Source organism: Crenothrix sp. (assembly GCF_043729335.1).
Lineage (GTDB): Bacteria > Pseudomonadota > Gammaproteobacteria > Methylococcales > Methylomonadaceae > Crenothrix.
Map to the genome: position 1 here is coordinate 16,908 of NZ_JAYTLQ010000062.1, position 23,435 is coordinate 40,342.

General features: G+C 43.9%; 23 protein-coding genes. 16 read left to right on the top strand and 7 right to left on the bottom strand.

Going from position 1 to position 23,435, the window contains the following annotated elements; translation table 11 throughout:
• Positions 1–45 precede the first annotated feature (45 nt).
• The 14 genes from tgt to ACHZC4_RS15620 all read left to right on the top strand — a co-directional run bounded on the left by tgt (position 46) and on the right by ACHZC4_RS15620 (position 13,062).
• Entirely contained in the window at positions 46–1,161 is a 1,116-nt protein-coding gene (tgt, locus tag ACHZC4_RS15555; protein ID WP_394754788.1) for a tRNA guanosine(34) transglycosylase Tgt, read from the top strand.
• 44 nt (positions 1,162–1,205) lie between these two features.
• Positions 1,206–1,565 carry a preprotein translocase subunit YajC gene (gene yajC, locus ACHZC4_RS15560; RefSeq protein WP_394754789.1) on the top strand — a complete coding sequence of 120 codons (360 nt, stop codon included), beginning with the start codon at positions 1,206–1,208 and terminating at the stop codon, positions 1,563–1,565.
• Between the two features lie 82 nt (positions 1,566–1,647).
• Complete coding sequence (gene secD, locus ACHZC4_RS15565) at positions 1,648–3,495, top strand: protein translocase subunit SecD (protein ID WP_394754790.1); 1,848 nt, start codon at positions 1,648–1,650, stop codon at positions 3,493–3,495.
• A gap of 44 nt (positions 3,496–3,539) precedes the next feature.
• Positions 3,540–4,466, top strand: coding sequence for a protein translocase subunit SecF (gene secF / locus ACHZC4_RS15570; RefSeq protein ID WP_394754791.1), 927 nt, complete (start codon positions 3,540–3,542; stop codon positions 4,464–4,466).
• Between the two features lie 64 nt (positions 4,467–4,530).
• Positions 4,531–4,962, top strand: a complete 432-nt coding sequence (ndk, locus tag ACHZC4_RS15575; RefSeq protein WP_394754792.1) for a nucleoside-diphosphate kinase — start codon at positions 4,531–4,533, stop codon at positions 4,960–4,962.
• Positions 4,934–6,049, top strand: a complete 1,116-nt coding sequence (gene rlmN, locus ACHZC4_RS15580) for a 23S rRNA (adenine(2503)-C(2))-methyltransferase RlmN (RefSeq protein ID WP_394754793.1) — start codon at positions 4,934–4,936, stop codon at positions 6,047–6,049. Before ndk ends, rlmN begins: the two co-directional genes overlap by 29 nt.
• Complete coding sequence (gene pilW, locus ACHZC4_RS15585; protein WP_394754794.1) at positions 6,039–6,794, top strand: type IV pilus biogenesis/stability protein PilW; 756 nt, start codon at positions 6,039–6,041, stop codon at positions 6,792–6,794. Before rlmN ends, pilW begins: the two co-directional genes overlap by 11 nt.
• Before the next feature lie 15 nt (positions 6,795–6,809).
• Positions 6,810–8,096 (top strand): histidine--tRNA ligase, encoded by a 1,287-nt coding sequence (gene hisS / locus ACHZC4_RS15590; protein ID WP_394754795.1) that lies wholly within the window; start codon positions 6,810–6,812, stop codon positions 8,094–8,096.
• Between the two features lie 38 nt (positions 8,097–8,134).
• Positions 8,135–8,782, top strand: a complete 648-nt coding sequence (locus ACHZC4_RS15595; RefSeq protein WP_394754796.1) for a YfgM family protein — start codon at positions 8,135–8,137, stop codon at positions 8,780–8,782.
• The gene (bamB, locus tag ACHZC4_RS15600; protein ID WP_394754797.1) at positions 8,782–9,999 is read left to right on the top strand and encodes an outer membrane protein assembly factor BamB; all 1,218 of its coding nucleotides are present in this window, start codon (positions 8,782–8,784) and stop codon (positions 9,997–9,999) included. The genes ACHZC4_RS15595 and bamB overlap by 1 nt, the downstream gene beginning before the upstream one ends.
• Positions 10,000–10,005: 6 nt before the next feature.
• Positions 10,006–11,400, top strand: coding sequence for a ribosome biogenesis GTPase Der (der, locus tag ACHZC4_RS15605; RefSeq protein WP_394754798.1), 1,395 nt, complete (start codon positions 10,006–10,008; stop codon positions 11,398–11,400).
• A gap of 31 nt (positions 11,401–11,431) precedes the next feature.
• Positions 11,432–11,926 (top strand): thiol peroxidase, encoded by a 495-nt coding sequence (gene tpx, locus ACHZC4_RS15610; RefSeq protein WP_394754799.1) that lies wholly within the window; start codon positions 11,432–11,434, stop codon positions 11,924–11,926.
• 187 nt (positions 11,927–12,113) lie between these two features.
• A complete protein-coding gene (locus ACHZC4_RS15615; RefSeq protein ID WP_394754800.1) occupies positions 12,114–12,365 on the top strand; it encodes a type II toxin-antitoxin system HicA family toxin in 252 nt (83 codons plus the stop codon).
• Between the two features lie 199 nt (positions 12,366–12,564).
• Positions 12,565–13,062 carry a DUF6174 domain-containing protein gene (locus ACHZC4_RS15620; RefSeq protein ID WP_394754801.1) on the top strand — a complete coding sequence of 166 codons (498 nt, stop codon included), beginning with the start codon at positions 12,565–12,567 and terminating at the stop codon, positions 13,060–13,062.
• Between the two features lie 70 nt (positions 13,063–13,132).
• Here the strand turns inward: ACHZC4_RS15620 and ACHZC4_RS15625 are convergent, their stop codons facing one another.
• The 3 genes from ACHZC4_RS15625 to ACHZC4_RS15635 form a co-directional block, all read right to left on the bottom strand.
• A complete protein-coding gene (locus ACHZC4_RS15625; RefSeq protein WP_394754823.1) occupies positions 13,133–14,296 on the bottom strand; it encodes a HupE/UreJ family protein in 1,164 nt (387 codons plus the stop codon).
• Between the two features lie 2 nt (positions 14,297–14,298).
• The gene (locus ACHZC4_RS15630; protein WP_394754802.1) at positions 14,299–15,492 is read right to left on the bottom strand and encodes a tetratricopeptide repeat protein; all 1,194 of its coding nucleotides are present in this window, start codon (positions 15,490–15,492) and stop codon (positions 14,299–14,301) included.
• A gap of 85 nt (positions 15,493–15,577) precedes the next feature.
• Positions 15,578–17,050, bottom strand: coding sequence for a DUF4331 domain-containing protein (locus ACHZC4_RS15635; protein WP_394754803.1), 1,473 nt, complete (start codon positions 17,048–17,050; stop codon positions 15,578–15,580).
• A 512-nt stretch (positions 17,051–17,562) separates the two neighbouring features.
• Here ACHZC4_RS15635 and ACHZC4_RS15640 point away from each other — a divergent pair.
• Both ACHZC4_RS15640 and ACHZC4_RS15645 read left to right on the top strand, forming a co-directional pair.
• On the top strand, positions 17,563–19,068 hold the full coding sequence (locus tag ACHZC4_RS15640) for a phenylacetate--CoA ligase family protein (protein ID WP_394754804.1): 1,506 nt from the start codon (positions 17,563–17,565) through the stop codon (positions 19,066–19,068).
• 66 nt (positions 19,069–19,134) lie between these two features.
• Positions 19,135–20,364, top strand: a complete 1,230-nt coding sequence (locus ACHZC4_RS15645; RefSeq protein WP_394754805.1) for a tyrosine-type recombinase/integrase — start codon at positions 19,135–19,137, stop codon at positions 20,362–20,364.
• A gap of 12 nt (positions 20,365–20,376) precedes the next feature.
• On the opposite strand, the gene ACHZC4_RS15650 is transcribed toward ACHZC4_RS15645, so the two are convergent.
• The 4 genes from ACHZC4_RS15650 to ACHZC4_RS15665 all read right to left on the bottom strand — a co-directional run bounded on the left by ACHZC4_RS15650 (position 20,377) and on the right by ACHZC4_RS15665 (position 23,349).
• A complete protein-coding gene (locus ACHZC4_RS15650; protein WP_394754806.1) occupies positions 20,377–20,952 on the bottom strand; it encodes an NADPH-dependent FMN reductase in 576 nt (191 codons plus the stop codon).
• 88 nt (positions 20,953–21,040) lie between these two features.
• Entirely contained in the window at positions 21,041–21,724 is a 684-nt protein-coding gene (locus ACHZC4_RS15655; protein WP_394754807.1) for a tellurite resistance TerB family protein, read from the bottom strand.
• A 214-nt stretch (positions 21,725–21,938) separates the two neighbouring features.
• Complete coding sequence (locus ACHZC4_RS15660; protein ID WP_394754808.1) at positions 21,939–22,910, bottom strand: FAD-binding oxidoreductase; 972 nt, start codon at positions 22,908–22,910, stop codon at positions 21,939–21,941.
• A 70-nt stretch (positions 22,911–22,980) separates the two neighbouring features.
• A complete protein-coding gene (locus tag ACHZC4_RS15665) occupies positions 22,981–23,349 on the bottom strand; it encodes a group 1 truncated hemoglobin (RefSeq protein ID WP_394754809.1) in 369 nt (122 codons plus the stop codon).
• Positions 23,350–23,435: the final 86 nt, after the last annotated feature.

Here is a 23,435-nt window from a genome sequence, read left to right on the forward strand (position 1 = left end):
CTATCTAATTTGACGGCACTTTAAAAAAATCGAACACACCCCATCATGGAATTTAAATTAAAAAATACTGACGGCCATGCCCGTCGTGGTCAACTGACTTTTGCGCGTGGTGTGGTACAAACGCCTATTTTTATGCCGGTTGGCACTTACGGCACGGTTAAATCCCTAAGTCCAGAAGAGTTAAACGGTGTTGGCGCACAAATCATTTTGGGCAATACCTTCCATTTAATGTTGCGCCCCGGTACAGAGGTTATAAAAGCTCACGGTGATTTGCATGATTTTATGCACTGGGATAAACCCATTTTGACTGACTCCGGTGGTTTTCAGGTGTTTAGTTTGGGTAAATTACGCAAAATTACCGAAGCAGGCGTAACCTTTAAATCGCCTATCAATGGCAGTAAAATTTTTATGGGGCCGGAAGAATCGATGCAAGTGCAACGGGATTTAGGCTCAGATATTGTCATGATTTTTGATGAATGCACGCCTTATCCCGCAACAGTACAGGAAGCTGCCGATTCCATGCGCCTGTCACTGCGTTGGGCTGAACGCAGTAAAACTGCGCACGGCGATAATCTTTCAGCGCTGTTTGGCATTGTGCAAGGCGGGATGTATGAACATTTGCGGCAAGAATCAATTGCCGGCTTGGTCGATATTGGCTTTGATGGTTATGCGATTGGCGGTTTATCGGTAGGTGAGCCCAAAGAAGAAATGATGGCGACACTTGATGTTGTGCATTCTAAGATGCCCGTCGATAAACCGCGCTATTTAATGGGCGTAGGCACACCGGAAGATTTGGTAGAAGGGGTGCGGCGCGGTATTGATATGTTTGATTGCGTGATGCCGACCCGCAATGCCCGTAATGGTCACCTGTTTACCCGTTTTGGTGTGGTAAAAATCAGAAACCATCAATACGAATCGGATACCCGGCCTTTGGATGAAAGCTGTGGTTGCTATACCTGTCAGCACTATTCGCGGGCTTACCTGCGCCACTTGGATAAATGTAAGGAAATGCTAGGCTCAAGGCTTAATACGATTCACAATCTTTATTACTATCTAGAGTTGATGCAAGGCTTGCGGGACGCCATTGAAAATCAGCAGCTGGCGGTTTTTGTCAAGTGCTTTTATGATCAGCGAGGAAAAGCTGTGCCAGTTGTGGCATAATGCCGAGTTTTGTACTTTCATTATAATAATAATCGAGGATAACAATGAGTTTCTTTATTTCTGATGCGTTAGCGGCTCCTGGCGCTGCTGCTGGACCTGGCATGGAAGGTATGTTACTGCCACTGGGGATACTGGTATTTTTCTATTTTTTGTTTTTACGGCCACAATCCAAAAGAACCAAAGAAAAGAAGCAAATGCTAGCCGCCATGATTAAAGGCACCGAAGTGGTGACTTCTGGCGGTATTTTAGGAAAAGTCGCTGATTTAGATGATAATTTTGTCAAGCTGGAAATCGCTGACAATTTTTTTATTCAGATACAGCGCCACCACATCGAAACCATGATGCCTAAAGGAACCTATAAAGCTGTCACAAAAAAAGGTAGCGTGGAGCTTAATAAGCGATAACGTTCATTATCGCTTTTTGTCGCGCCAAGTTGTCGGCAGACACTTGATGGCGCGACGCAGTTTAAATTATCGGAATTAAAAAATGCAAAACCATTTCCCACTTTGGAAAAATATATTAATAATCATGATTTTTGTGATTAGTCTTGTTTACTCGTTGCCCAATTTGTATAGCGAAGATCCTTCTGTACAAATATCGACTAACTTGTCGACCGTATCGCTTAAAGATCAGGCTTCAAAAATAGAAGCCGCCATTAAAGCCGCAAATTTGCCATTTAAAACCTTTGAAACCCAAGAAAAGCAAATTTTGGCACGCTTTAATAATACCGATGATCAACTAAAAGCAGCGGATTTATTAAGGGATACGCTTGGCAATGATTATACGGTGGCTTTAAATTTAGCACCGACTACCCCCAGTTGGCTACGTGCGCTAGGTGCCGATGCCATGTATTTGGGATTGGATTTACGCGGTGGTGTGCATTTTCTACTGGAAGTTGACATGGATGCCGCTGTTAAGCAGGCTGAAGAGCGTTATACCGACGACATACGCACCGCCTTAAGAAACGCCAAAATTCGTTACCTGGCCGTTTCCAAAGACAGCGACACGATTAAAGTTAAATTAAAAGCTGTTGAGGACAAACCAGCCTTGCTGGCGCTGTTAAACAAAGAGTTACGCACACTTAAAATTACCGAGCCACCTGAGCAAGATCAAGTGTGGTTGAATATTTCTGAAGTGGAAGTGCGTGAGATTAAAAAATCTGCGGTTGCTCAAAACATAACTACCTTGCGTAATCGGGTCAATCAGCTGGGTGTTGCAGAGCCCGTGATTCAGCAACAAGGTGATAATCGTATCGTGGTGCAATTGCCAGGCGTACAAGATACTACCCGTGCCAAAGAAATTTTGGGTACTACCGCAACGCTTGAATATCGTCTGGTCGATACAGAGCATGATGCGCAACAAGCCTTACAAGGTCATGTGCCGGTTAACAGTAAATTGTATTACGAAAAAAATGGCAATCCCATTTTGTTAAATCGCCGCATTATTGTCACGGGTGACCAAATTGTGGATTCATCGTCAGGCGCTGATGAAGATGGCAGGCCGTCGGTGAACATCACGCTTAATGGCGTAGGTGCGACTAAAATGGGTAAATTAACCCAGGCCAATGTCGGCAAACCGATGGCGGTGGTGTTTATTGAATATAAGGTCGATACCAAAATCGTCAATGGCGAAAAAGTACGTCATAAAGAAAAAGTTGAAAAAGTCATCAGTGTGGCCACTATTAACGGTGTGTTCAGCAAACGCTTTCAAACTACCGGTTTAGACAGCCCGCAAGAAGCCAGAAATTTGTCGTTAATGCTACGCGCCGGTGCTTTGGCTGCGCCGATTGATATCGTTGAAGAACGCACCGTCGGGCCAAGCCTGGGGCAAGATAACATCAGCAAAGGTGTACTGTCCTTTATGGTGGGTTTCGCACTGGTTGCGGTGTTCATGGTGCTTTATTACAAACTGTTTGGTTTGTTTGCCAATGTTGCCTTAATATTTAACGTCTTCATTATCATCGCCATTTTATCCATGCTACAAGCGACGCTGACGCTGCCAGGTATTGCGGGTATTATTTTAACAGTAGGGATGTCAGTTGATGCCAACGTATTGATTTTTGAGCGCATTAAAGAAGAGATAGGCAACGGTGTCCCCGCGCAAAGTGCTATTTATATCGGCTTTGAGAAAGCATTTGCCACTATTCTTGACTCTAATATCACCACGCTGCTAGTAGCGGTGATGTTGTTTGCGTTTGGTACCGGCTCTGTGAAAGGCTTTGCAGTTACCTTGATTATCGGCCTGTTATCTTCCATGTTTACCGCTATTACCGGTACACGCATGATTATAAATTGGGTATATGGCAACCGTGACATTAAAAAGCTATCTATTTAACGCTGTCATCTTGGCCGTCTCTTAACACTAACGATTAAAATAACATGTCTAGTAGAAATATTAATTTTATAGGTAATCGAAAAATAGCCCTGATCTTTTCAGGTTTGTTAATGATTATTGCCATCATCTCGCTGGCAACGCGCGGCCTGCAAATGGGTATCGATTTTACCGGCGGCACGTTAATTGAAGTGGGTTATCAAAAATCCGCCGATCTAACTGCATTGCGTAAAACGCTGGATGAGATAGGTTTTGGTGATGCCACCGTGCAAAACTTTGGTACGGCAAAAGACGTGTTAATTCGTTTAAAGCCACGCGAAGGTGTGAGCGGTAACGATATCAGTGCCAAAGTGCTGGAAGCCATCAATAAAACCACGACTGAACCTGCCAGTGTGCGCCGTGTGGAATTTGTTGGCCCACAAGTCGGTGATGATCTTGCCGAAGATGGCTTTTTAGCGCTGCTGTATTCGACTATTGGTATTTTAATTTATGTCGCTTGGCGTTTTGAGTGGAAATTTTCGGTAGGGGCGGTTATCGCCACCTTTCATGACGTGATTGTGACCTTGGGCGTGTTTTCAGTCTTTGGTCTGGAATTTGATTTAACGGTATTGGCAGCCATTTTGGCGTTGATCGGTTATTCCTTAAACGATACCATTGTGGTCTATGACCGGATACGCGAAAATTTTAGAGACATGCGTAACACGTCAACGGAAGATATCATGAATCTCTCGGTTAACGTGACTTTAAGCCGTACTATCATGACTTCGTTTACCGTATTTTTGGTATTGTTGTCCCTGTTTTTCCTAGGCGGTGAAGTGATTCATAATTTCTCGATTGCCTTGTTATTCGGTGTGGTTTTTGGAACCTATTCTTCTATTTTTATTGCTAGCCCAATGGCGCTCATATTCGGCATTAGCCCTGAAGATTTAATGATACCCATCAAAGAAGGTTCTGATCTGGATCAGATGCCTTAACCGCACAATCACTAATCGGGTATAATTACCCGCTTACCCTATATTAACTGGAGTTTTGAAACACATGGCGATAGAACGCACTTTCTCAATCATTAAACCCGACGCAGTAGCTAAAAATGTTATCGGTGACATTTACAGCCGCTTTGAAAAAAACGGCTTAAGCATTGTGGCAGCAAAAATGTTGCACCTGACTCAAGCGCAAGCCGAAGGTTTTTACGCTGAACACAGTGAGCGTGGCTTTTTTAAAGACTTGGTAGCATTCATGGTATCAGGCCCTGTGATCATGCAAGTCTTGGAAGGCGAAAACGCTGTACTGAAACACCGCGAAATCATGGGCGCAACTAATCCTAAAGAAGCGGCAGCTGGCACCATTCGCGCAGATTTCGCCAGCAGTATTGATGAAAATGCCGTACATGGGTCCGATGCGGTAGATACTGCTCAGCGCGAAATTGCTTATTTTTTCTCAAATGACGAACTTTGTGCTAGAACCCGTTAAAACCAAAACTATCAATCTGCTGGATTTCGACAGAAAAGGCCTTGCGGATTTTTTTGTCGCGTTAGGCGAAAAGCCGTTTCGTGCCACCCAATTACTCAAATGGATTTATCAGGAAGGCGTTGAAGACTTCGACCTGATGACCAATTTCAGTAAGACTCTACGGGCTTACCTGAACGAGCATTGCACGATTCTGACACCGGAAATTGTTGTCGAACAAGTTGCCAGTGATGGCACCTGTAAATGGGTAGTACAAACGCATTGTGGCAATCGTATTGAAACGGTTTTTATCCCGGAAGAAAATCGCGGCACTTTATGCGTTTCCTCGCAAATTGGTTGCGCGTTAGCCTGTACGTTTTGCTCAACCGCACAGCAAGGCTTTAATCGTAACCTAGCAACCTCGGAAATTATCGGCCAGCTTGTGGTGGCGCAAAAACGTTTGGGGGCTGACAAAAAAATCACCAATGTCGTCATGATGGGTATGGGTGAACCGCTGCTTAATTTTGATAATGTGGTTGCAGCCATGAACCTGATGATGGATGATTTTTCATTTGGACTATCCAAACGCCGCGTTACTATCAGTACATCAGGTGTTGTACCGGCCATGTACCGATTAACCGAAGTCTGTGATGTCAGTCTGGCGGTGTCTTTACATGCTTACCATGATGAATTACGTGATGTGTTGGTGCCAATCAACAAAAAATATCCGCTAAAAGAACTCATGGAAGCGTGCCGCGATAACGCCAAGATTGCACCACGGCGTACGGTTACCTTTGAATATGTCATGCTAAAAGACATTAATGATTCTATTAAAGACGCGCAAGGCTTGGTAAAACTGTTGAAAAACGTGCCCGCCAAGCTTAACTTAATCCCGTTTAACCCGTTTCCCAATTCAAATTATGTCTGTTCGAGCAAAGACACTATGTTGCGTTTTAAAACATTTTTGAATGATGCGGGCATTATTACCACGATAAGAAAAACGCGCGGTGAAGATATTGATGCGGCCTGTGGTCAACTCGTAGGGCAAGTAGCCGATAAAAGCCGCAGACACCTTAAGCTGCAAAAGATGGCCGCTGAACATGTTGCTTAATCGTCGAATTCTACAATTTGTGGCTTGTTCGGTAGCATTAACACTCTCCGGTGGTTGCGCACTATTTTCTGGGCAAAGCGCAGCAGAATCTGCTGATGTTTATGTACAGTTAGGTATGCGTTATCTGAGCATGAATAAATTTGATTCTGCAAGAGATAATCTAAGCAAAGCACTGGAAAAAGATCGTAATAATGTGCAAGCCCACAACGGCATGGCATTTTTATACGAAAAAATGAATCTGCCCGCCGAGGCGATAAAACATTACGAAATAGCGCTACATTTGGATGCTACCGATATGGGTGTGCAAAACAATTATGGCCGGTTTCTCTGCGAACAAAAACAGTACGAAAGAGGCCTGTCGTTATTAAAGCAGGCCGCTACCACACCTTTCAATAACAGGCCTTGGTTAGCCTTAACCAATGCCGGGCGTTGTGAAATGGCAATGGGACAACAGCAAAAAGCTGAACCGTACTTTCAACAAGCTTTATTAACCAATAGCAGCTACGCGCCCGCTTTAGCGGAACTGCAAAAACTCAGTTACCAGCGCAATGACTTTAATGCCGCAAACGACTATTTACAACGCTATTTAACTGTATCATCCCATACGGCAGAAACCTTATGGATAGCCATTCATACTGAGCGTGCTTTAGGCAACAACGAATTAGCGACTGAGTACCAAAATTTATTGCTAAAAAAATTCCCGCTGTCAGACGAAGCCCATAAAATTAAATCTGTATTGTGGTAACCGCTAGAAACAAATATGGCCAATAACATACAAGCAATTCGGGGTATGCACGATGTATTACCCCACCAAACCCCACTCTGGCAATCCACCGAACAGACACTGAGAGAAGTGCTCGGTGCTTACGGCTATAGCGAGATACGTCTGCCGATTGTCGAAAAAACCGAACTCTTTAAGCGCTCTATCGGAGAAGTCACTGATATTGTCGAAAAGGAGATGTACACCTTTGAAGACCGCAATGGCGACTCTTTAACGCTGCGTCCGGAAGGTACCGCAGGATGTTTAAGGGCATGTTTAGAACACGGTTTATTACACAACCAGACGCACCGTTTATGGTATTACGGCCCCATGTACCGTCACGAAAGACCGCAAAAAGGCCGCTATCGGCAGTTTATTCAACTGGGCGTTGAAACTTACGGCATGGCAGGACCTGATATTGATGCCGAGCTGATTTTGCTGATGGACAGATTATGGAAAAGATTAGGTATCCGTAATAAGGTCAGCTTGCAGTTAAATTCTTTAGGCACGATTGACGAACGCCTGGTATACCGTAAAAGTTTGGTTGAGTATTTCGAACTGCATCTGGAACAATTGGATGAAGACAGTTTGCGGCGCTTAAAAACCAATCCGTTACGCATCTTGGATACTAAAAATCCGGCCATGCGCGATGTCGTTGCCAATGCACCCGAATTAATGGCCTTTTTAGGCACTGAAAGTCTTGAACACTTTCATGCCATCACTGCCGTGCTTGATGATTTAGCAATCGACTACACCATTAACACGCGCTTGGTGCGCGGCCTTGATTATTACAGCAAAACCGTGTTCGAATGGGTGACTACTGAACTGGGTTCACAAGGTACAGTGTGTGCCGGTGGCCGCTACGATACCTTGATTGAACAATTAGGCGGCAAGCCTAATCATGCCGTTGGTTTTGCGATGGGCATGGAGCGTTTATTGGCGTTGCTCGAAACAGTGACTGACACCAGCACTGCCAATAACATCGATGTTTATATGGTACGTACCGGTGCGGTTGCTGAGCAGGAAGGTTTGCGTTTTTCCGAAACACTGAGAAACGAAATGCCGCGCTTAAAGTTGCAAGTTAATTGCGGTGGTGGTAGCTTTAAAAGCCAATTTAAAAAAGCCGATAAAAGTGGCGCCAAATATGCGATTATTCTGGGTGATGATGAGGTGGCTCGTGGCGAAGTGGCTATTAAATCTTTACGCGATGAGCAAGCACAGCAGAACATGTCCCAACAAGCGGCGCTTGAATTTTTGCAAACTAAACTGTCTGGCAGCACTATCTAGCAGCCTCTTATTCACTAGAAAGATATAGAGAAAATAACGTGGAAATATACGATACAGAAGAAGCGCAGGTTGAAGCTTTAAAACGATGGTGGAAGGAAAATAGCCAGTCCGTCGTCATTGGCCTAGTGATGGGTATTGCTTTGATTTTGGGCTGGAATTATTGGCAAGATCATAAAAAACAAAATCTTAACAAAGCCTCGTTATTATTTGAACAATTGCAAAAAGCCGCTGAAGCCGATAAAAAAGATTCAGTAGATAAATTGGCAGCTCAAATTAAAGACCAATTTGGCAGCACAGAATATGTCGGTTTTAGTGGCTTGATACAAGCCAAATTAAAAGCGCAAAGCGGAGATTTGGCGGGTGCTAAAGAAATCTTAAAAGCTATTGCTGCCGGCCAAAATAAAGAACTCAGCAATATTGCCAAACTCAGATTGGTACGATTAATGTTGGCTACCAAAGAATATGAACAAGGCTTGCAATTAATCAACAGTATTGATCCTGCGGCTGAGTCCAGTTTTTCGGGCAATTACGATGAATTGACCGGTGATTTATACGTGGCATTAAATCGTGTTGATGAAGCGCGTACTGCTTATCAAAGTGCACAAAGAAATGGTCATCAATCGCCGTTGCTACAATATAAAATTGATGATTTGGCGACTGCTGAAAGCTTGGCTCCTAAAAAATAATGCGCCGTCTTACCTTATTTATTATCTGTTTGTATCTCACCGCTTGCGCTAGTGATAGCGGAACTCCTGTAAAAGACTTTTTTGGGGGTATTTCCGATTACTTTCATGGCGGTGCAGACAATTCTGAACCACCGGCTAAACTGGCAGACTATACCGAAGAAGTTAAAGTTGATACTTTATGGGACGAAACCATTGGTGTCGGTGCGGATGATCAATCTTTAAAATTAGTGCCCGCTATTGGTTTTGGCAAAATTCTGGCCGCTGATAAAAACGGCTTGGTACAAGCCCGCGATTTAACCACCGGCAAGCTAATCTGGGAAGCGGAAGCGCAAGATGCCCGTGAAAAAGATGTGCATTTTTCCGGCGGCCCTGGCATAGGTGCAGGCACAGCAATTTTGGGGTCTAGTGATGCGGAAGTCGTTGCCTTAAATATCGAAACCGGTGCTACGCTGTGGAAATCCACGGTATCCAGCGAAGTATTATCGGTACCGGTAATTGCCCACGGTATCGTCGTGGTCAGAACCATTGATGGCGCAATTGTCGCCTTCGACGAAAAAACCGGCAAAAAACTATGGCATTACGAACAAACTATTCCTGCATTAAGTGTACGCGGCGTGAGTGCGCCACTTATCGTTGAAGACAAGGTTATTTGTGGTTATGACAGTGGCAAATTAATCGCCTTGCGTTTAGAAGATGGCAAATACGTGTGGGAAACCAGCGTAGCAATGCCCAGCGGTCGTTCTGAAGTGGAAAGGCTAGTCGATTTGGATGTTGATCCGGTGGAAGAAGCGGGTGTTATTTATGTGGCCAGTTATCAAGGCGGTATCAGTGCAGTCACGCAATCTAATGGCGAAGTGACTTGGCGTAATCCGGAAATATCTTCACATACCGGTTTAAGCAAAGATTCTCAGTACCTGTACTTATCTGATTCCGAAGGCGATTTGGTACAGATTGAGCAGCAATCTGGCCGATCCTTGTGGAAACAAAAAGAACTGCACCAACGGCAACTCACCGCCCCCGCTGTCTATGGCAGTTATGTGGTGGTGGGTGATTATGATGGCTATGTCCACTGGCTTAGCAACAGCGATGGCAGGCAGTTGGGGCGTATACGTATAACCCACGCTGCTATTGATACCAAACCTCTCGTTGTAGACGATATCGTTTATGTTTACGCAAAAGACGGCACTCTTGCCGCATTAAAAGCAAATTTACCTTAAAAACTTATGTTACCTGTAATCGCCCTTGTGGGCAGACCCAATGTTGGTAAATCAACCTTATTTAACTATTTAACCCGTAGCCGTGAAGCATTGGTTGCTGATTTTCCAGGCCTTACCCGTGATCGCCAATACGGGCGTATCAAACACGGCAATCGTCCCTGTTTGGTTGTCGATACCGGTGGGATTGCCGATGATGCTGAAGGCATAGAAAGCATCGCCAGAGAACAGGTGCAAATCGCGCTTGAAGAAGCTGATGTCATTGTGTTTATGGTGGATGCCCGTGAAGGCTTAAGCGCCTCAGATCGCGCTATTGCCGCCACGGTCAGAAAGCTGGCCAAACCGGTTATCTTAGTCACCAATAAAGTCGATGGTATTGATGCCAGTATCGCCGCTTTTGATTTTTATGCTTTAGCACTGGGCGAACCTGTATTAGTCGCAGCCTCTCATGGACGCGGCGTACCTGAGCTACTGGAGCGTGTTAATGCCTTGTTGCCGCCAGAGATTCCAGTTGTTGAACATGATAGCAAAAGAGACATTGCCATTGCCGTTGTGGGCAGGCCTAATGTGGGTAAATCTACCTTAATCAATCGGTTATTGGGTGAAGATCGGGTTATTGTCTATGATGAACCAGGCACTACGCGCGACAGTATCTACATTCCTTTTGAACGTAACGGCAAAACCTATACCCTGATTGATACTGCGGGTATGCGCAGGCGCTCTAAAGTTTCTGAAGTTATTGAAAAATTCAGCGTGATTAAATCATTGCAAGCCATTGAAAAGGCTAATGTGGTGATTTATTTGGTGGATGCCAATGAAGGCATCACCGATCAGGACGCACATTTATTAGGCTTGGTGCTGGAGGCAGGCCGCGCTTTGATTATTGGTTTAAATAAATGGGATGGCATAACACAGTCACAAAAAGAAACGGTTAAGCGCCATATTGAAATTAAATTGGCGTTTCTGGAGTTTGCCGAAAAACACCCGATTTCAGCGTTGCACGGTAGCGGTGTAGGTAAATTATTTGAAGTTGTGCACTCGCTATATGATTCGGCGATGGTGGATATGTCAACACCCGTGTTAACGCGTATTCTTAAAGAAGCTACGGCCGAACATCAACCGCCTATGGTGCACATGCGTCGTATCAAACTTAAGTATGCACATCAAGGCGGTAGAAATCCGCCGGTGGTTATTGTGCATGGTACACAAACTGATGCCTTGCCGATATCGTACAAACGCTATTTAACCAATTATTTTCGCACCAAGTTACATTTATCCGGCACGCCAATACGGGTAGAATTTAAATCAACAGCCAATCCGTTTGATGGTCAAAAAGTGAAGATGACTGACTGGGAAACCAAAAGAAAACTGATTATTGCCAGACGCGTAAAAAACAAAGAATAGAACCGTGTAAACTCAACAACAGGAAACTCTCATGGCAAGTATTACATTTCAAGGCAATCCACTTCATACCTCTGGCAACTTACCTGCGGTAGGTAGCAAAGCGCCTGCTTTTACACTGGTCAACAGCAAGCTTGAAGATGTCACTTTGGCAAGCTATCCAGGAAAAAAGAAAGTCCTGAATATTGTGCCTAGTTTAGATACACCTACCTGTGCGGCATCTACACGTAAGTTTAATGAAAAAGCCGCTGATCTGGATAATACTGTGGTATTGGTTATTTCTGCCGACTTGCCTTTTGCACAATGCCGTTTTTGTGAAGTCGAAGGTTTAAAAGACGTTACGGCTTTATCGACCTTTCGTTCAACATTTTCGGATGATTATGGCGTAACGCTCATGGATACCATTCTTTCCGGACTTACTGCACGCGCAATTGTTATTATTGATGAAAATGATACCGTCATCTATACACAATTAGTGGCTGAATTGGCTAATGAGCCTGATTATGACGCTGCATTAGCGGCACTTTAAGGGTTGTAAGGTCATTTCAAGCTAAGATGCTTTGTGCGTTTTAACACCAGCTTAAGCATTGAGCTTATTTTACGGAACTGCCGCACGCTATGATCCTATCATTTTGGCTCCATGAGTATTTGCCTATTGAATAGTAATGCCTTTAAGGCGTATGCTATTTGCAGTGAATGTTTAAAGGAGTTCTGTCATGAGCCATCATTTAAACCTGCTGCGAGCCATATTTCAGGATCCGGTCAGCGGTAACGTCCACTGGCGCGAGATTGAATCTTTGCTTCATCATTTAGGGGCAACGGTTGAGCCAATTCATGGCGCCCGTTTTCGAGTAGTGCTGAATAACTTTGAAGGTATTTTGCACCATCCGCACCATAGTAGTGTATGCACCAAGCAAGATATCAAAAAACTACGAGAATACCTTGTCCATGCCGGCGTTAGTGCATAATCATCCTGAAAGCGGACTCCGGTTGTACTTGTAAGTCACAATGGATAAGGTAAGTGCCTTATTTAATGTAAGTTTTGTTTTGCATAAACTAAAGATTTGAACATTAAAATTAAAAGACTGACATGAGTCGGCTTAAACCTCGCTGTAAAAATCTTAACATTATTCCTCAGTAAATCTAACCATACTCAAAGAACTACCCATGAAAAACCGACTACTTCCATTCTTGTGTATCCTAAGCCTAGTCGCCTGTACAACACCAGTGCTCATACCTCCACAAACAGCCATACACGCACCACATCAACAGCCAGTGCAATCCGAGGCGGCTAAAAAACTACAGATGGCCGAAGCAAAGTGGCAACAAACCAAGCCGGTGCATTATTCTTATACTCTACAACGTACCTGTTTTTGCCCCAGAGAATATAATCATCCGATTGAGATTAGAGTGCTGAATGGCGTAGTTCAAAAAGCTATGCTGCCGCTAGAGCAAGAACCCTTACCGAGTGTACGTATGGATGAAGCGCTCACTATCAACGACCTGTTTATGCTTCTCCATAAGGCTGTCGACAAAAAAGCCGCCAGCATTGACGTTAAGTACGATTGGAAATATGGCTATCCTAGTTCAATTGCTATTGACTGGGAAAAAAAAATGGCAGACGAAGAAACTTATTTTACTGCGCGTGGTTTACGGGCAAGGTAAAGCAAATAATAGACGATCAAAACAATAGGATGAGCCGGAAATTTAAACTCCAATGGTTAATAATTATCAGTTACGAAAAATCCCGTAACCGTTCGCTTAAACTAACGCTCATGCGGCTTAAAAAGGCCAGTGAACTGATATTAAGGCTTCTATCCAAAAACCAGAATAAAGCAATGATAGCGATGGCTCCGGAACCAAAACCCAAGGTGAGTTTTTGATAATACCAACTGCGTCTAACCCAAAAAGCGATCGGTAAAAAAACACTCACAATGGCAAATTGCCCCATTTCCACTCCTACATTAAAACCTAATAGCGCCACAATCAGCGAATTTTCAGGCAAACCTAAATCGGTCAACACGCTGGCAAACCCCAAGCCATGTATTAAGCCAAAACCAAAAGCCACCATCCAAAGCCGTGTTAATACCATGGGGTAAATATTGTTTAGTGCGGCTAACAAAACGGATGCCGCAATTGCCGATTCTACCCAGCGCGATGGTAGGTTAACCAGCCCTAGCGTTGCTAAACTCAAGGTAATGGAATGCGCCAGCGTAAATGCCGTGACAATTTTTAACACATCAAAAAACGCTGTGCGAAAGCGTAATACCGGCTGCCACTGCTGGTTATTGCGCCACACCACGGCAGGTAACAATAGGCTAATCAAAAACAGAATATGATCATAGCCTATCCAGATATGCCAGACCCCCTCTTTGGCAAATTCAAAAAACTCACGCAGACTGCTTTTTGTACCTAATTCAAACGTGCGGGCGGGTTGCTCTGGGCTAAAAATGGCAGTTTGAGTCGTGCCAGCTTGTTGCAGACGTAATAAGCCACGATGGCTGGGATCAAGATCAAAAAACAGCTTGTAGCTGAGGCCAAGTGCTTTCGGCAGCACGGGGCAAACCACAGCGAATCGCAACACAGCGTAAGCGCCGTCAGTGTGTTTATCAACTAACTGCTCCAGAGCTTGCGTTGTACACGCTTGGTTATTAGCATTAATACTTAAATGGCTTAACGCATAAGCCGATACCTGTTGCTGATGTTGTTGCAATTCTCCCCAGGTAATTTTGTTATCACGGTTATCATCCAGTCCCACGGCGTAATCAAGATCGCGCAATGCAATGTCCCATTGTCCAGATATTTTATTATTTTGCGTTCCAATGGCCAGATAACTGTCGCTGGGTTTGTGTCCAAAAACGGTAGATGAAAACAGTTCAAGTAAAACCAAAATAAACATTTTCACGAGCCTTGCTCCAACTGCGCAACATGCTGTTGTAAGATTTTATCTTGTAATTTTTTTTCTTTCAACCAAGCTAAAAGCGGTTGTGCTGCAACCCTATCCTGGCATGCCAAAGCGGCATCGATTACCAATCTTGCATCCGCTGGTTCACGTTGTACCTGCCAATTCTGCAATGCTAGCTTTAGGGCTTCCTTCGGTTGTTTGAGTAATTCCAGGTAAAAGCGGGCTTCTTCGCGTTGATGAATATTTTCATCGCGTAATCGGTATGCTTCAATACGTTGTTGCATTTCTTCTTGGTGTTCAGTTAAAGAAGCAGTGCCTTCAATTTGCTCAGCCAATGCCAAGCGCAGTAATAAACTGTCGGGACGCGTATCATTTTTCAGTAATTCAATCACCTGCTTTGATCTTCCTTGATCAAGCAAAAAATCACAATAGCTGGACAATAAATATACATCACGTTGATTTAATGCCAAGGCCTGTAAAAAATGCGTTTCAGCCGCTTTATCGTCACCGAGTCTAACCGCGATTTCGGCTAATAATGTCAGCGCCCAGCGTTGTATTTCTGTATCGGGTGTTGATGTGTTTTCTACCGTTTGCTTCAGTAGTGCATAAGCTTGTTGTGCGGAGCCGCTTAAACTGGCAGCATTGCTCAGACAGGCTATTTCGGTCAAATGGCTGGATAGCCGCTTTAAGTGCAAACAGCTGATGCGCGCATCCTCATAATTACCCTGCACACTTTGAATAACGGCGAGACTTAGCCACGCTTGGCCATTGCTAGGGTTTTCAGTAATAACAAGGCGTAAATCACGTAAAGCCGCTTCAAAATCATGGCGATGCTGGCGTAAATTAGCACGTATCATTAACACAGAAATCGGCGGTTCAGGTTGACGCCACCATTTTTGCACGGCAGCTTCCGCATAACCGTAGTAGCGAGGGTCAGATTCGGAACGTGCCAGTTCAATAAAGCGGTTGGCCACCGCTGAGGCTACTTGTAAGTTATTGGGTTCGGCACTGAGTTGGCGTTGCAGCTGCTGTAATTGCTTATCGGTGCGATTATTGAGCAGAGGCAGTTGCTCTAAAATTTCATCCGATGATTGCGGAATATAAGGCTTAGCGCAGATTGTATTGGTTAAGCCCAAAAGCATCAATATACCCACAATCCCAAAACTATTTTTACCGGTAAACACAAGCATGACGCTTACTCAAGTTAATAGGAGGAGTGTGAGCCCAAAGTTTCTTTGGACTCACAAGGTTAATAATTCCCCAGCTATTTTTTAATTAACAAGGGTTTGCACCGCTTTCATCACAGTCTATGTGTCTACGATCACGGCCATCATGCGGTGTGGGTAAAAACGGAAATACCGTATAAATACCGTTGGCGGTAACATTACTGCTTTCAGTACCAATATTGAAGTTAACGCCGTCTCCCAGATTAGGTACGGTTGCGCCTTTTAACAGTCCGGCTACCACACGCAAAGCCACGTCGGTAACATCATCATTAGGACGACGACCATTCGGAAAACCTGCTTTATCACCTGCAAGTACAGTTAAACGTTTTTGGTTGGCGGGCAGAGTAGGGGCAACACTGGTATCTAAACGCAGTAATTCCGAGCACGGGTTATTATCAGTACAGCTTTTAGGATCTTGGCCGGGGTATTTCAGTAATGCACCTACCAAATCAGTACGGCCTGTGGTAGGGAAACTGGTTCCAAAAGCGGCATTTAATAAAACCGGCAAAGTTGGGCTTGTGTAATAGTTAATAAATTTCTTTTCTTGCAATGGCTCGGTGGCATTCCACATATCTTTATCACCTGTGCCAATAATCACTTCATTAATAAGTGGGTTACCCATACGCGAAACTTGTTGCAACCAACCCCAGGTTTGGCTCTTTTTACCGGAGTTCAGCATCTTGTATTGCGATCTACTGGTGGAAGCGTACATGCCTATAATGGGTTGTTTGGCATCGAGAATGACTTCGCTAATGGGGACTTCAATGGCAATAGTATTAACATTAAAACCTGAGAACATATCATTGCCAAACGGATTGGCGCTATCGTTGGCATCTTGGGCAGCGGTTAATATGGGTGTTTTTCTGAAATTAAGCGTGTCAAAGGTGGCGCCCAAATCAATGTAAAACGTTTCATCGCGTTGGCCTGCAAACACCCTGCCGCCATTCTTTAGATTATAAATACCTTGTTGACTTAATGCTTCATAATTAGGCATCGTGCGTGGGCCAATATTGGAAGGCACCGCAACTTGCAGACCCTTATTTAAACTATGGCTGTGGCCATTTTTAATTTCAGTAACGCTGTAAGTTTGCCGCATTCCAAGTCCCAGTGAGGCAGGGCCATCCAGTGCAGTGATCGCTGGCGGTAATCCAGCAACCCCGTTGACACCGGCATAAGCGACGGGTAAACCGGTAAACGGTGGGCGAATTTCGGTTTTAAAATTAACCCGATAAACCACATCGCCAGCCTTACCATTTTTATTGTTGTCAATATTAATATCGTAAGTGACATCATCGGCAAAGTTAAAATAATTAGGTCCTGAACTGGGTTCTTGTGCAGGGATGACATTCATGATGAACACCACTTTTCCGGGGTTTTCCCAGCTACGGAAAGCATAGACATCAGTAATGTCCGCGGCTGGGTCAAATGCCATCGCTGGCGCTTCGCGGTGGCTAGCGGCAAAACTGACCGAGGATAATGCAGTCGCAATGGCTACAGTGAGTAATTTACAGGCTGTTTTCATGGTGGTATTCCTTTTAAAGTTGAATAGCTGAGTTTTTAATTCAGTGTTGTAAATCAAGATGTGAAATTTTGTTTCTCCTCTGGCTCAAAAATGACATATAACGTCCTGACTCTTTACAAGGTTCCGCTTTTTCACTGATAGAGTCCGTGCGATAACGAACATAGTCGCAATTCATCACTAAATTTATTATTAATATATGTTTTATAAGATAAAATATTAAAAAATAAGACATTGATGCTATTACTTGAAAACCTCATATTTGTGTCTTGGATGGAAGTTAATAAATAAAAATAAAATATTTTTTACATTGTTGGGCATTGGCACAGATCTATACGGAGTAATTGAAAAATTAGATGCAGCATGTACAAAAATACTAAAAATTTAATTTATGAGTGTGGCAACATGAGATTTAAATACAGTAATAACATCAGCCATAAGTAAACGTATAATTGACTCTTTCGCTCATTTTGGTACTGTTCTAATTATTGAGCATTTTTGTCGGGTCTTTTTCTATGTCTAGTTTGCTTAACTCACCTTCCACTGATGCTTTGCAGGATTTTATCTCTACGCCGCTAGATAGTTTGCTAGCAACGAACAAAAGCATTGGTCCTGAAGATAAAGTCTTCGCTTTGTTTCATCGTTGTGTCGCAGAGGTTCCGGCCTACCGGCAGTTTTTAAAATCACATGACGTAAATCCGCAGGAGATTACTAGCTACTCAGCTTTTAAGAATTTACCGCTGATGAATAAACCTAACTATATGCAGGCTTATTCTTTACCGGAACGTTGTTTAGGAGGGAGTCTTAAACATGCGGATCGTGTTGCAGTATCGTCCGGTTCTACCGGCCAACCGACTTTTTGGCCACGCTCTGTTAAGCATGAGCTGGATGTGGCCGTGCGTTTTGAGCAGGTATTTTCTGACAGTTTTAAAGCCCATGAACGCAGCACTTTGGCTGTGGTTTGCTTTGCGCTGGGTAATTGGGTAGGCGGTTTATACACGACATCGTGCTGTTGGCATTTGGCCACTAAAGGTTACCCGATAATGGTAGCGACGCCGGGCAACAATAAGGCAGAAATTTTTCGCGTGGTACGTGAACTGGCTCCACATTTTGAACAAACCGTATTACTGGGTTATCCGCCTTTTATTAAAGATGTGCTTGATGCAGGCAGTGCCGAGGGTATCCATTGGCCAGACCATAACCCTAAACTGGTTTTTGCCGGTGAAGTTTTTAGCGAGGAATGGCGTAGTGTGTTGGCACAGCGAATAGGTTCAACATCTTCGTGCTTTGATTTTGCCTCGCTGTATGGCACTGCCGATGGTGGCGTACTCGGTAATGAAACGCCCTTGAGTATTTCGATTAGGCGCTGGTTGGCAAACCATCCTGATGCTGCCCGGGGATTGTTTGGTGAATCACGATTGCCTACCTTGGTGCAATATGATCCGGCCAGCCGATTCTTTGAAACCCATGAAGGCACGCTAGTGGTTTCTGCGGAGAATAGTGTGCCGTTGCTGCGTTATCATATTGCCGACAAAGGCGGTTTGTTGAGCTTTGATGATATGTGGGATTTTTTAAAAGGGCAGGGGATAGATTCTCTTGGCGCGTTAGGGTTGGATGAATCTTTTCAGCCGCGTAACTTGCCGTTTGTGTATGTGTTCGGGCGGGCTGATTTTACTGTGTCTTATTACGGTGCCAATATTTACCCTGAGAACATCACTGTTGGGTTGGAACAGCCGGAAATCATGATTTGGGTGACCGGAAAATTTGTGCTGGAAACACAAGACACCAAAGATGGCGATAAGTATCTGCACATTATTGTGGAATTATTGCCGGGCATTGATGCTGAAATAGCATCCATCCCAACGATAGCTGCATCCATTCAAACCCAGTTATTACGTTTGAATAGCGAATTTGCCAACTACACGCCAGCAGAGCGACAACTGCCGCGTATTACCCTGAAAACTTTTGCCGATCCAGAGTATTTTCCAGTAGGCGTTAAACATCGTTATATCCGTAAATAAACTTGAGATTATCGCAGTGCAATTAAGCATACAAGAGCTTGTAAAGACAGCATGGCAGTAGAGAAGATGATAGAGCTAATATCACTGGAGAATGTATCGGCATTTGATCAGATAGCAATCCCGTTGGATTTAAGCGGAAGCGAGGGAGAAAATCGTGCGACTGAAAGCTGTCGCATTGATGCCGATAATGATCTTGCCGCTATTAAAAGCTGGCTGCGTATTAAAGGCGAAAATCCCAAAACCTATCAAGCCTATCAAAAAGAATTAGAACGGTTTTTGCTGTGGGCAGTTATTGAACGCGGCAAAGCCTTTTCATCTTTAAACACCGATGACTGCCAAGCCTATATTAACTTTATTAAGCAACTGCAAGCTGATAACAGCCGTTGGGTAGCGATAACACCTACCAACAAAGGCCACGGGCGCTGGAAACCGTTTCAATATCGGGTGTCCAAAAAAAACACAGATACTACAACCGTGTTATCTATTCGGTCTGTTAATTACGCCAATACCGTGATTTCAAGCTGCATGGATTGGCTGGTTAGCCAAAATTATCTTAAATACAATAGTTTTTCGGGCATTGCCGCGAGTAAATCGGCATCTTCTGGTATGCAAGTGAGCCAACGCTTATTTACCCGTCAACATATACAATTAATGCTGGATTATGCGCACTCACTGTGTGATAGCAGCCAGCCTGATCATTATGCACAGCTGCGGGTATTGTTTATTTTGAAATTTGCTTTTAATACTGGGCTACGATTGCATGAGCTGGCAGCAGCAAGTTACGGTGATATAGAAGCACTGGAGGATGCCGATGGCGAACAGTATTTTTTGCGAGTGGTCGGTAAAAATTCCAAATTACGTAAAACTTCGTTACCGACCGCATTTATAGCGGATATTCGTGCTTACCGGATAGCGATGAAATTATCTCCGGTACTTGAAAATATAGCTGATGATACACCGCTGATTAATAGCCTAAGAAAAAAAGTCGAGCTTCAACTTAGTCCGGCTGCGCTCCATAAAATACTGGCTGATTTTTTTAAGCGTTGGCATGCGCATTTAATGGCCGCTGACCAACTTGATAACCGCTTAATCAACAAGGTAAAGCAAGCTTCAACGCATTGGTTACGACACAGTTACGGCAGTTTTTTAGCCAATGATTGTAAGATACCTTTGGCTTATATACGAGATGAATTAGGCCATGCCAGTATATCGACCACCTCGATTTACTTAAATGCCGATGATAAAAAGCGCCAACAAGCGGTAAGTGCGGCGTTTGTGGTTAATACGGATGCTTAGGGATGTGGTTGTTTAAACGCTTAACTTTTTAAGGGTTTGTGCCAGCTTAATACCTAAATTCATAACTGCTTGGTGTTGAGTTGTATCAATTAATGCGTCTTTGTCGTCAAACGCTTTAAGGGCAAACGGAATAGTTTGCTGTTGCGGTAATACGGTAACCCCAATATTACTTAATAAAAGCCTTAAATGCACTAAGCCCCTCATGCCGCCTAATGCGCTGGGCGAAGTCGCCATAATGCCTGCCATTTTACCTTGAAATGCTATCAGTGACGTTTCATCAGTGGGTTCGCTACGTGAAGCCCAGTCGATGGTGTTTTTTAATACCGCACTGAATGCGCTGTTATATTCAGGTGATGCTATCAAAAAACCATCGTGCGCAATCAGCAGGTTTTTAAAACGCTTTGCATGGCTAGGCATACCGTCTTTTTGCTCTAGATCCTGATCAAATAAGGGCATGGGAAAATCGGCCAAATCAATAAAATTAACTTCGGCACCGACCGTTTCTGCACCTATCGCGGCAATTTTTACTAATTTTTTGTTAAAGGAATCTTTTCGGGTACTGCCGGCAAAAGCTAAAATTTTAGACATAATGGTTGTGGTAAAACAAGTTCATAAATCGGAATCCGTGGCGGCTGTGAAAAAAACCGCCACGGCAATAAACTGCTTATGGGCCGGTTCAGGCTTTAAGCTGGCTTTCCAATTCTGCGACAAGTTCAGGCGCTAAATTCATTTCTGTTGCCAATTGGCTTAAATAACTGCGCTCTTGTTCGTTGTCTACGTTCAAAATTGCACGGGAAATTAGATAAATTTCTGCGGCAGCGGCATGGGTATCTGCATAAGCGGCGACAGCTTTGATATCCAGAGGTTTGTTAAGTTCTTCCGCAAACAGACTGGCAGAATCACCCAGATTGAGCTTGGCCAGTTGCTCACTAATCAGGGCTTTTTCCTGCTCATCTACCTTACCGTCTGCCTTGGCGGCTGCAATCATGGCTATTAATAATGCTTTGCCGCGTTGTTCACCAGCAGCACCTGAAAGTTCAGTAACGGGTTTGCCCGCATCTGCCACTGGCGTAGTTTGCTGGCTTTGCCATTTTTGATAAGCGTTGTAAGCCACACCGCCAATAGCGGCTAAGCTGCCCAGTTTTAAGCCGGTACCGGTTAATTTTCTGCCTATATTGGTGCCTAAGAGGATGGCCAATGCACTGGCTGCAATAGCACCGGTGCTTGCGCCTTTTATCATTTTTTCGCGCTCTTCCTGGCTTTCAGGAATATTCAATTTTTCATCAGCAATAGCTTTGCCTTTATTAACGAGTTCTTGACCTGAGTTTAATAACATATCTAAAATTTGTTGTGCATCCATCAGTGTGCTCCTCTAGGTTAAATTACCTGCCGATTATAACGTTTAATTTCTTAAGTAATTATTTTATGAGATTAAATAATTAAAGCTACTCGTGAATGAGTAAATACTTTTCGGCATAAAGACTGCCTTGATCTTAAATTATGTATCCGTTATAGCTATCAAATTTTATAATTTGCTACGTTCTTCGGAATAAGATACATCATGATAACCGGCTTCAGTGCGGCGTAATCAAAAAGGCATCGGCATAAATATCACCACTTGAAGCGCCTTTGAGAAACACCTGTTTTTTCATTTGATTAACCATATCAGGATGGCCGCATAAGAATACACGCCAGCTTTTTAAATCCGGAATGTGCGATAAAGCAATTTCGTTGACACGCCCTGCCGCAAAACCTTCAGACGCTTGCTTGCCCGATAGACACGGTATGTAATGAAAATTGGGGTGCTGCTTTGCAAGTTGGCGCATTTCATTTATTCGGTACAAATCTTCAATGTCACGGCTGCCATGAAAAAGATGAATCGGCCCCGTATGACCCTGCATCAGAGCATCGGTGAGAATGCCTGCCAGTGGTGCTAATCCGGTTCCTGTTCCTACTAATAATAAACCCTGTTCACGTCGTTCCGGTAAATAAAAACAATGGCCGCGCGGCTCAGAAACGGCTATTGAATCGCCAACGCTAACTTCATCGTGCAACCAGGCACTGAATTTGCCATCTGGCAAGCGGCGGATATGAAATTCCAGGGTATTGGATTGTTGCGGAATGTTGGCAATAGAATAACTGCGCGTTACACCATCATTTCTTTGTAAATTAACAAATTGACCTGCTTTAAATTCGAAGGCATCTTCAAAGGCTATAACCAACAGGATGGTATTCCTGTTGAGCAGCGTATTATTGATGACGGTTCCCATACGATAAAAGTCCGACTGATCGGGTAATTTTATCGCCATATCCTGTTCCGGATAGCACCGGCACGGCAGGAAATAATTTAATTTTTGCAGGGTATTTTTGAGCCCGGCCTGAGCAGAGTGTGGCGGCACAACCTCAATACTGCGCACCATGCAGCTATGACAGGTACCTTTTTTGCAAGCATAGGGAATATTAATGTTTTCCCGTAGTAGTGCGTCGAGTACGGTTTCATCAGGCTGGCAGATATAGCTGTTTTCATCAATCGTTAACGTAAACATGCTGTGTTCCTATAGTGCCAAGCTACAAGGGCGATAAGGCTTGCCCTTGTAGCTTGATGATGGGATAGTGTTATTTACCCAAAACGTCATTTCGGGTGCTTTCTGCAATAGCGGCAGCCTCAGCAATCAAGTCCGCTGGTACATTCAATTCAACGAGCGTTGCGCCTAAGTGTTCCATAACAGCATTAAAATGCTCCTCATTAAGTCCCGTTTTTACCATGTTGGAATGAGCATTACGCATATCTTGACCGGTATAACTATTGGGGCCACCGAAAGCCATGGTAAAAAATGCCTTTTGCTTGGTAATTTGTTTATCCATATCTGTGTTGGCAAAAAAACGATTAACGCGATGATCGTTTAGAACTTTGCGGTAAAAAATATCAACTGCGGCATTAACAGCCGGTTCGCCGCCAATTCTTTCATATAGTGTTGCGCTCATAGATACCTTTTCTTCTTGTTTTTTAAGTGGCGTGTCATTGCTGTCTTAATAGAGCAATAACCAAAATGTGACCAAACGCTGCTGAG

Excerpts from the sequence above, each read along its gene's own strand:
- ACHZC4_RS15645 (WP_394754805.1), top strand. The coding sequence starts at position 19,135 with ATGATAGAGCTAATATCACTGGAGAATGTATCGGCATTTGATCAGATA.
- tgt (WP_394754788.1), top strand. The coding sequence starts at position 46 with ATGGAATTTAAATTAAAAAATACTGACGGCCATGCCCGTCGTGGTCAA.
- ACHZC4_RS15665 (WP_394754809.1), bottom strand. The coding sequence starts at position 23,349 with ATGAGCGCAACACTATATGAAAGAATTGGCGGCGAACCGGCTGTTAAT.
- ACHZC4_RS15615 (WP_394754800.1), top strand. The coding sequence starts at position 12,114 with ATGAGCCATCATTTAAACCTGCTGCGAGCCATATTTCAGGATCCGGTC.
- ACHZC4_RS15650 (WP_394754806.1), bottom strand. The coding sequence starts at position 20,952 with ATGTCTAAAATTTTAGCTTTTGCCGGCAGTACCCGAAAAGATTCCTTT.
- secF (WP_394754791.1), top strand. The coding sequence starts at position 3,540 with ATGTCTAGTAGAAATATTAATTTTATAGGTAATCGAAAAATAGCCCTG.
- tpx (WP_394754799.1), top strand. The coding sequence starts at position 11,432 with ATGGCAAGTATTACATTTCAAGGCAATCCACTTCATACCTCTGGCAAC.
- ACHZC4_RS15620 (WP_394754801.1), top strand. The coding sequence starts at position 12,565 with ATGAAAAACCGACTACTTCCATTCTTGTGTATCCTAAGCCTAGTCGCC.
- yajC (WP_394754789.1), top strand. The coding sequence starts at position 1,206 with ATGAGTTTCTTTATTTCTGATGCGTTAGCGGCTCCTGGCGCTGCTGCT.
- rlmN (WP_394754793.1), top strand. The coding sequence starts at position 4,934 with ATGACGAACTTTGTGCTAGAACCCGTTAAAACCAAAACTATCAATCTG.
- ACHZC4_RS15625 (WP_394754823.1), bottom strand. The coding sequence starts at position 14,296 with ATGTTTATTTTGGTTTTACTTGAACTGTTTTCATCTACCGTTTTTGGA.
- der (WP_394754798.1), top strand. The coding sequence starts at position 10,006 with ATGTTACCTGTAATCGCCCTTGTGGGCAGACCCAATGTTGGTAAATCA.
- secD (WP_394754790.1), top strand. The coding sequence starts at position 1,648 with ATGCAAAACCATTTCCCACTTTGGAAAAATATATTAATAATCATGATT.
- ndk (WP_394754792.1), top strand. The coding sequence starts at position 4,531 with ATGGCGATAGAACGCACTTTCTCAATCATTAAACCCGACGCAGTAGCT.
- hisS (WP_394754795.1), top strand. The coding sequence starts at position 6,810 with ATGGCCAATAACATACAAGCAATTCGGGGTATGCACGATGTATTACCC.
- ACHZC4_RS15660 (WP_394754808.1), bottom strand. The coding sequence starts at position 22,910 with ATGTTTACGTTAACGATTGATGAAAACAGCTATATCTGCCAGCCTGAT.
- ACHZC4_RS15640 (WP_394754804.1), top strand. The coding sequence starts at position 17,563 with ATGTCTAGTTTGCTTAACTCACCTTCCACTGATGCTTTGCAGGATTTT.
- bamB (WP_394754797.1), top strand. The coding sequence starts at position 8,782 with ATGCGCCGTCTTACCTTATTTATTATCTGTTTGTATCTCACCGCTTGC.
- ACHZC4_RS15630 (WP_394754802.1), bottom strand. The coding sequence starts at position 15,492 with ATGCTTGTGTTTACCGGTAAAAATAGTTTTGGGATTGTGGGTATATTG.
- pilW (WP_394754794.1), top strand. The coding sequence starts at position 6,039 with ATGTTGCTTAATCGTCGAATTCTACAATTTGTGGCTTGTTCGGTAGCA.
- ACHZC4_RS15655 (WP_394754807.1), bottom strand. The coding sequence starts at position 21,724 with ATGGATGCACAACAAATTTTAGATATGTTATTAAACTCAGGTCAAGAA.
- ACHZC4_RS15635 (WP_394754803.1), bottom strand. The coding sequence starts at position 17,050 with ATGAAAACAGCCTGTAAATTACTCACTGTAGCCATTGCGACTGCATTA.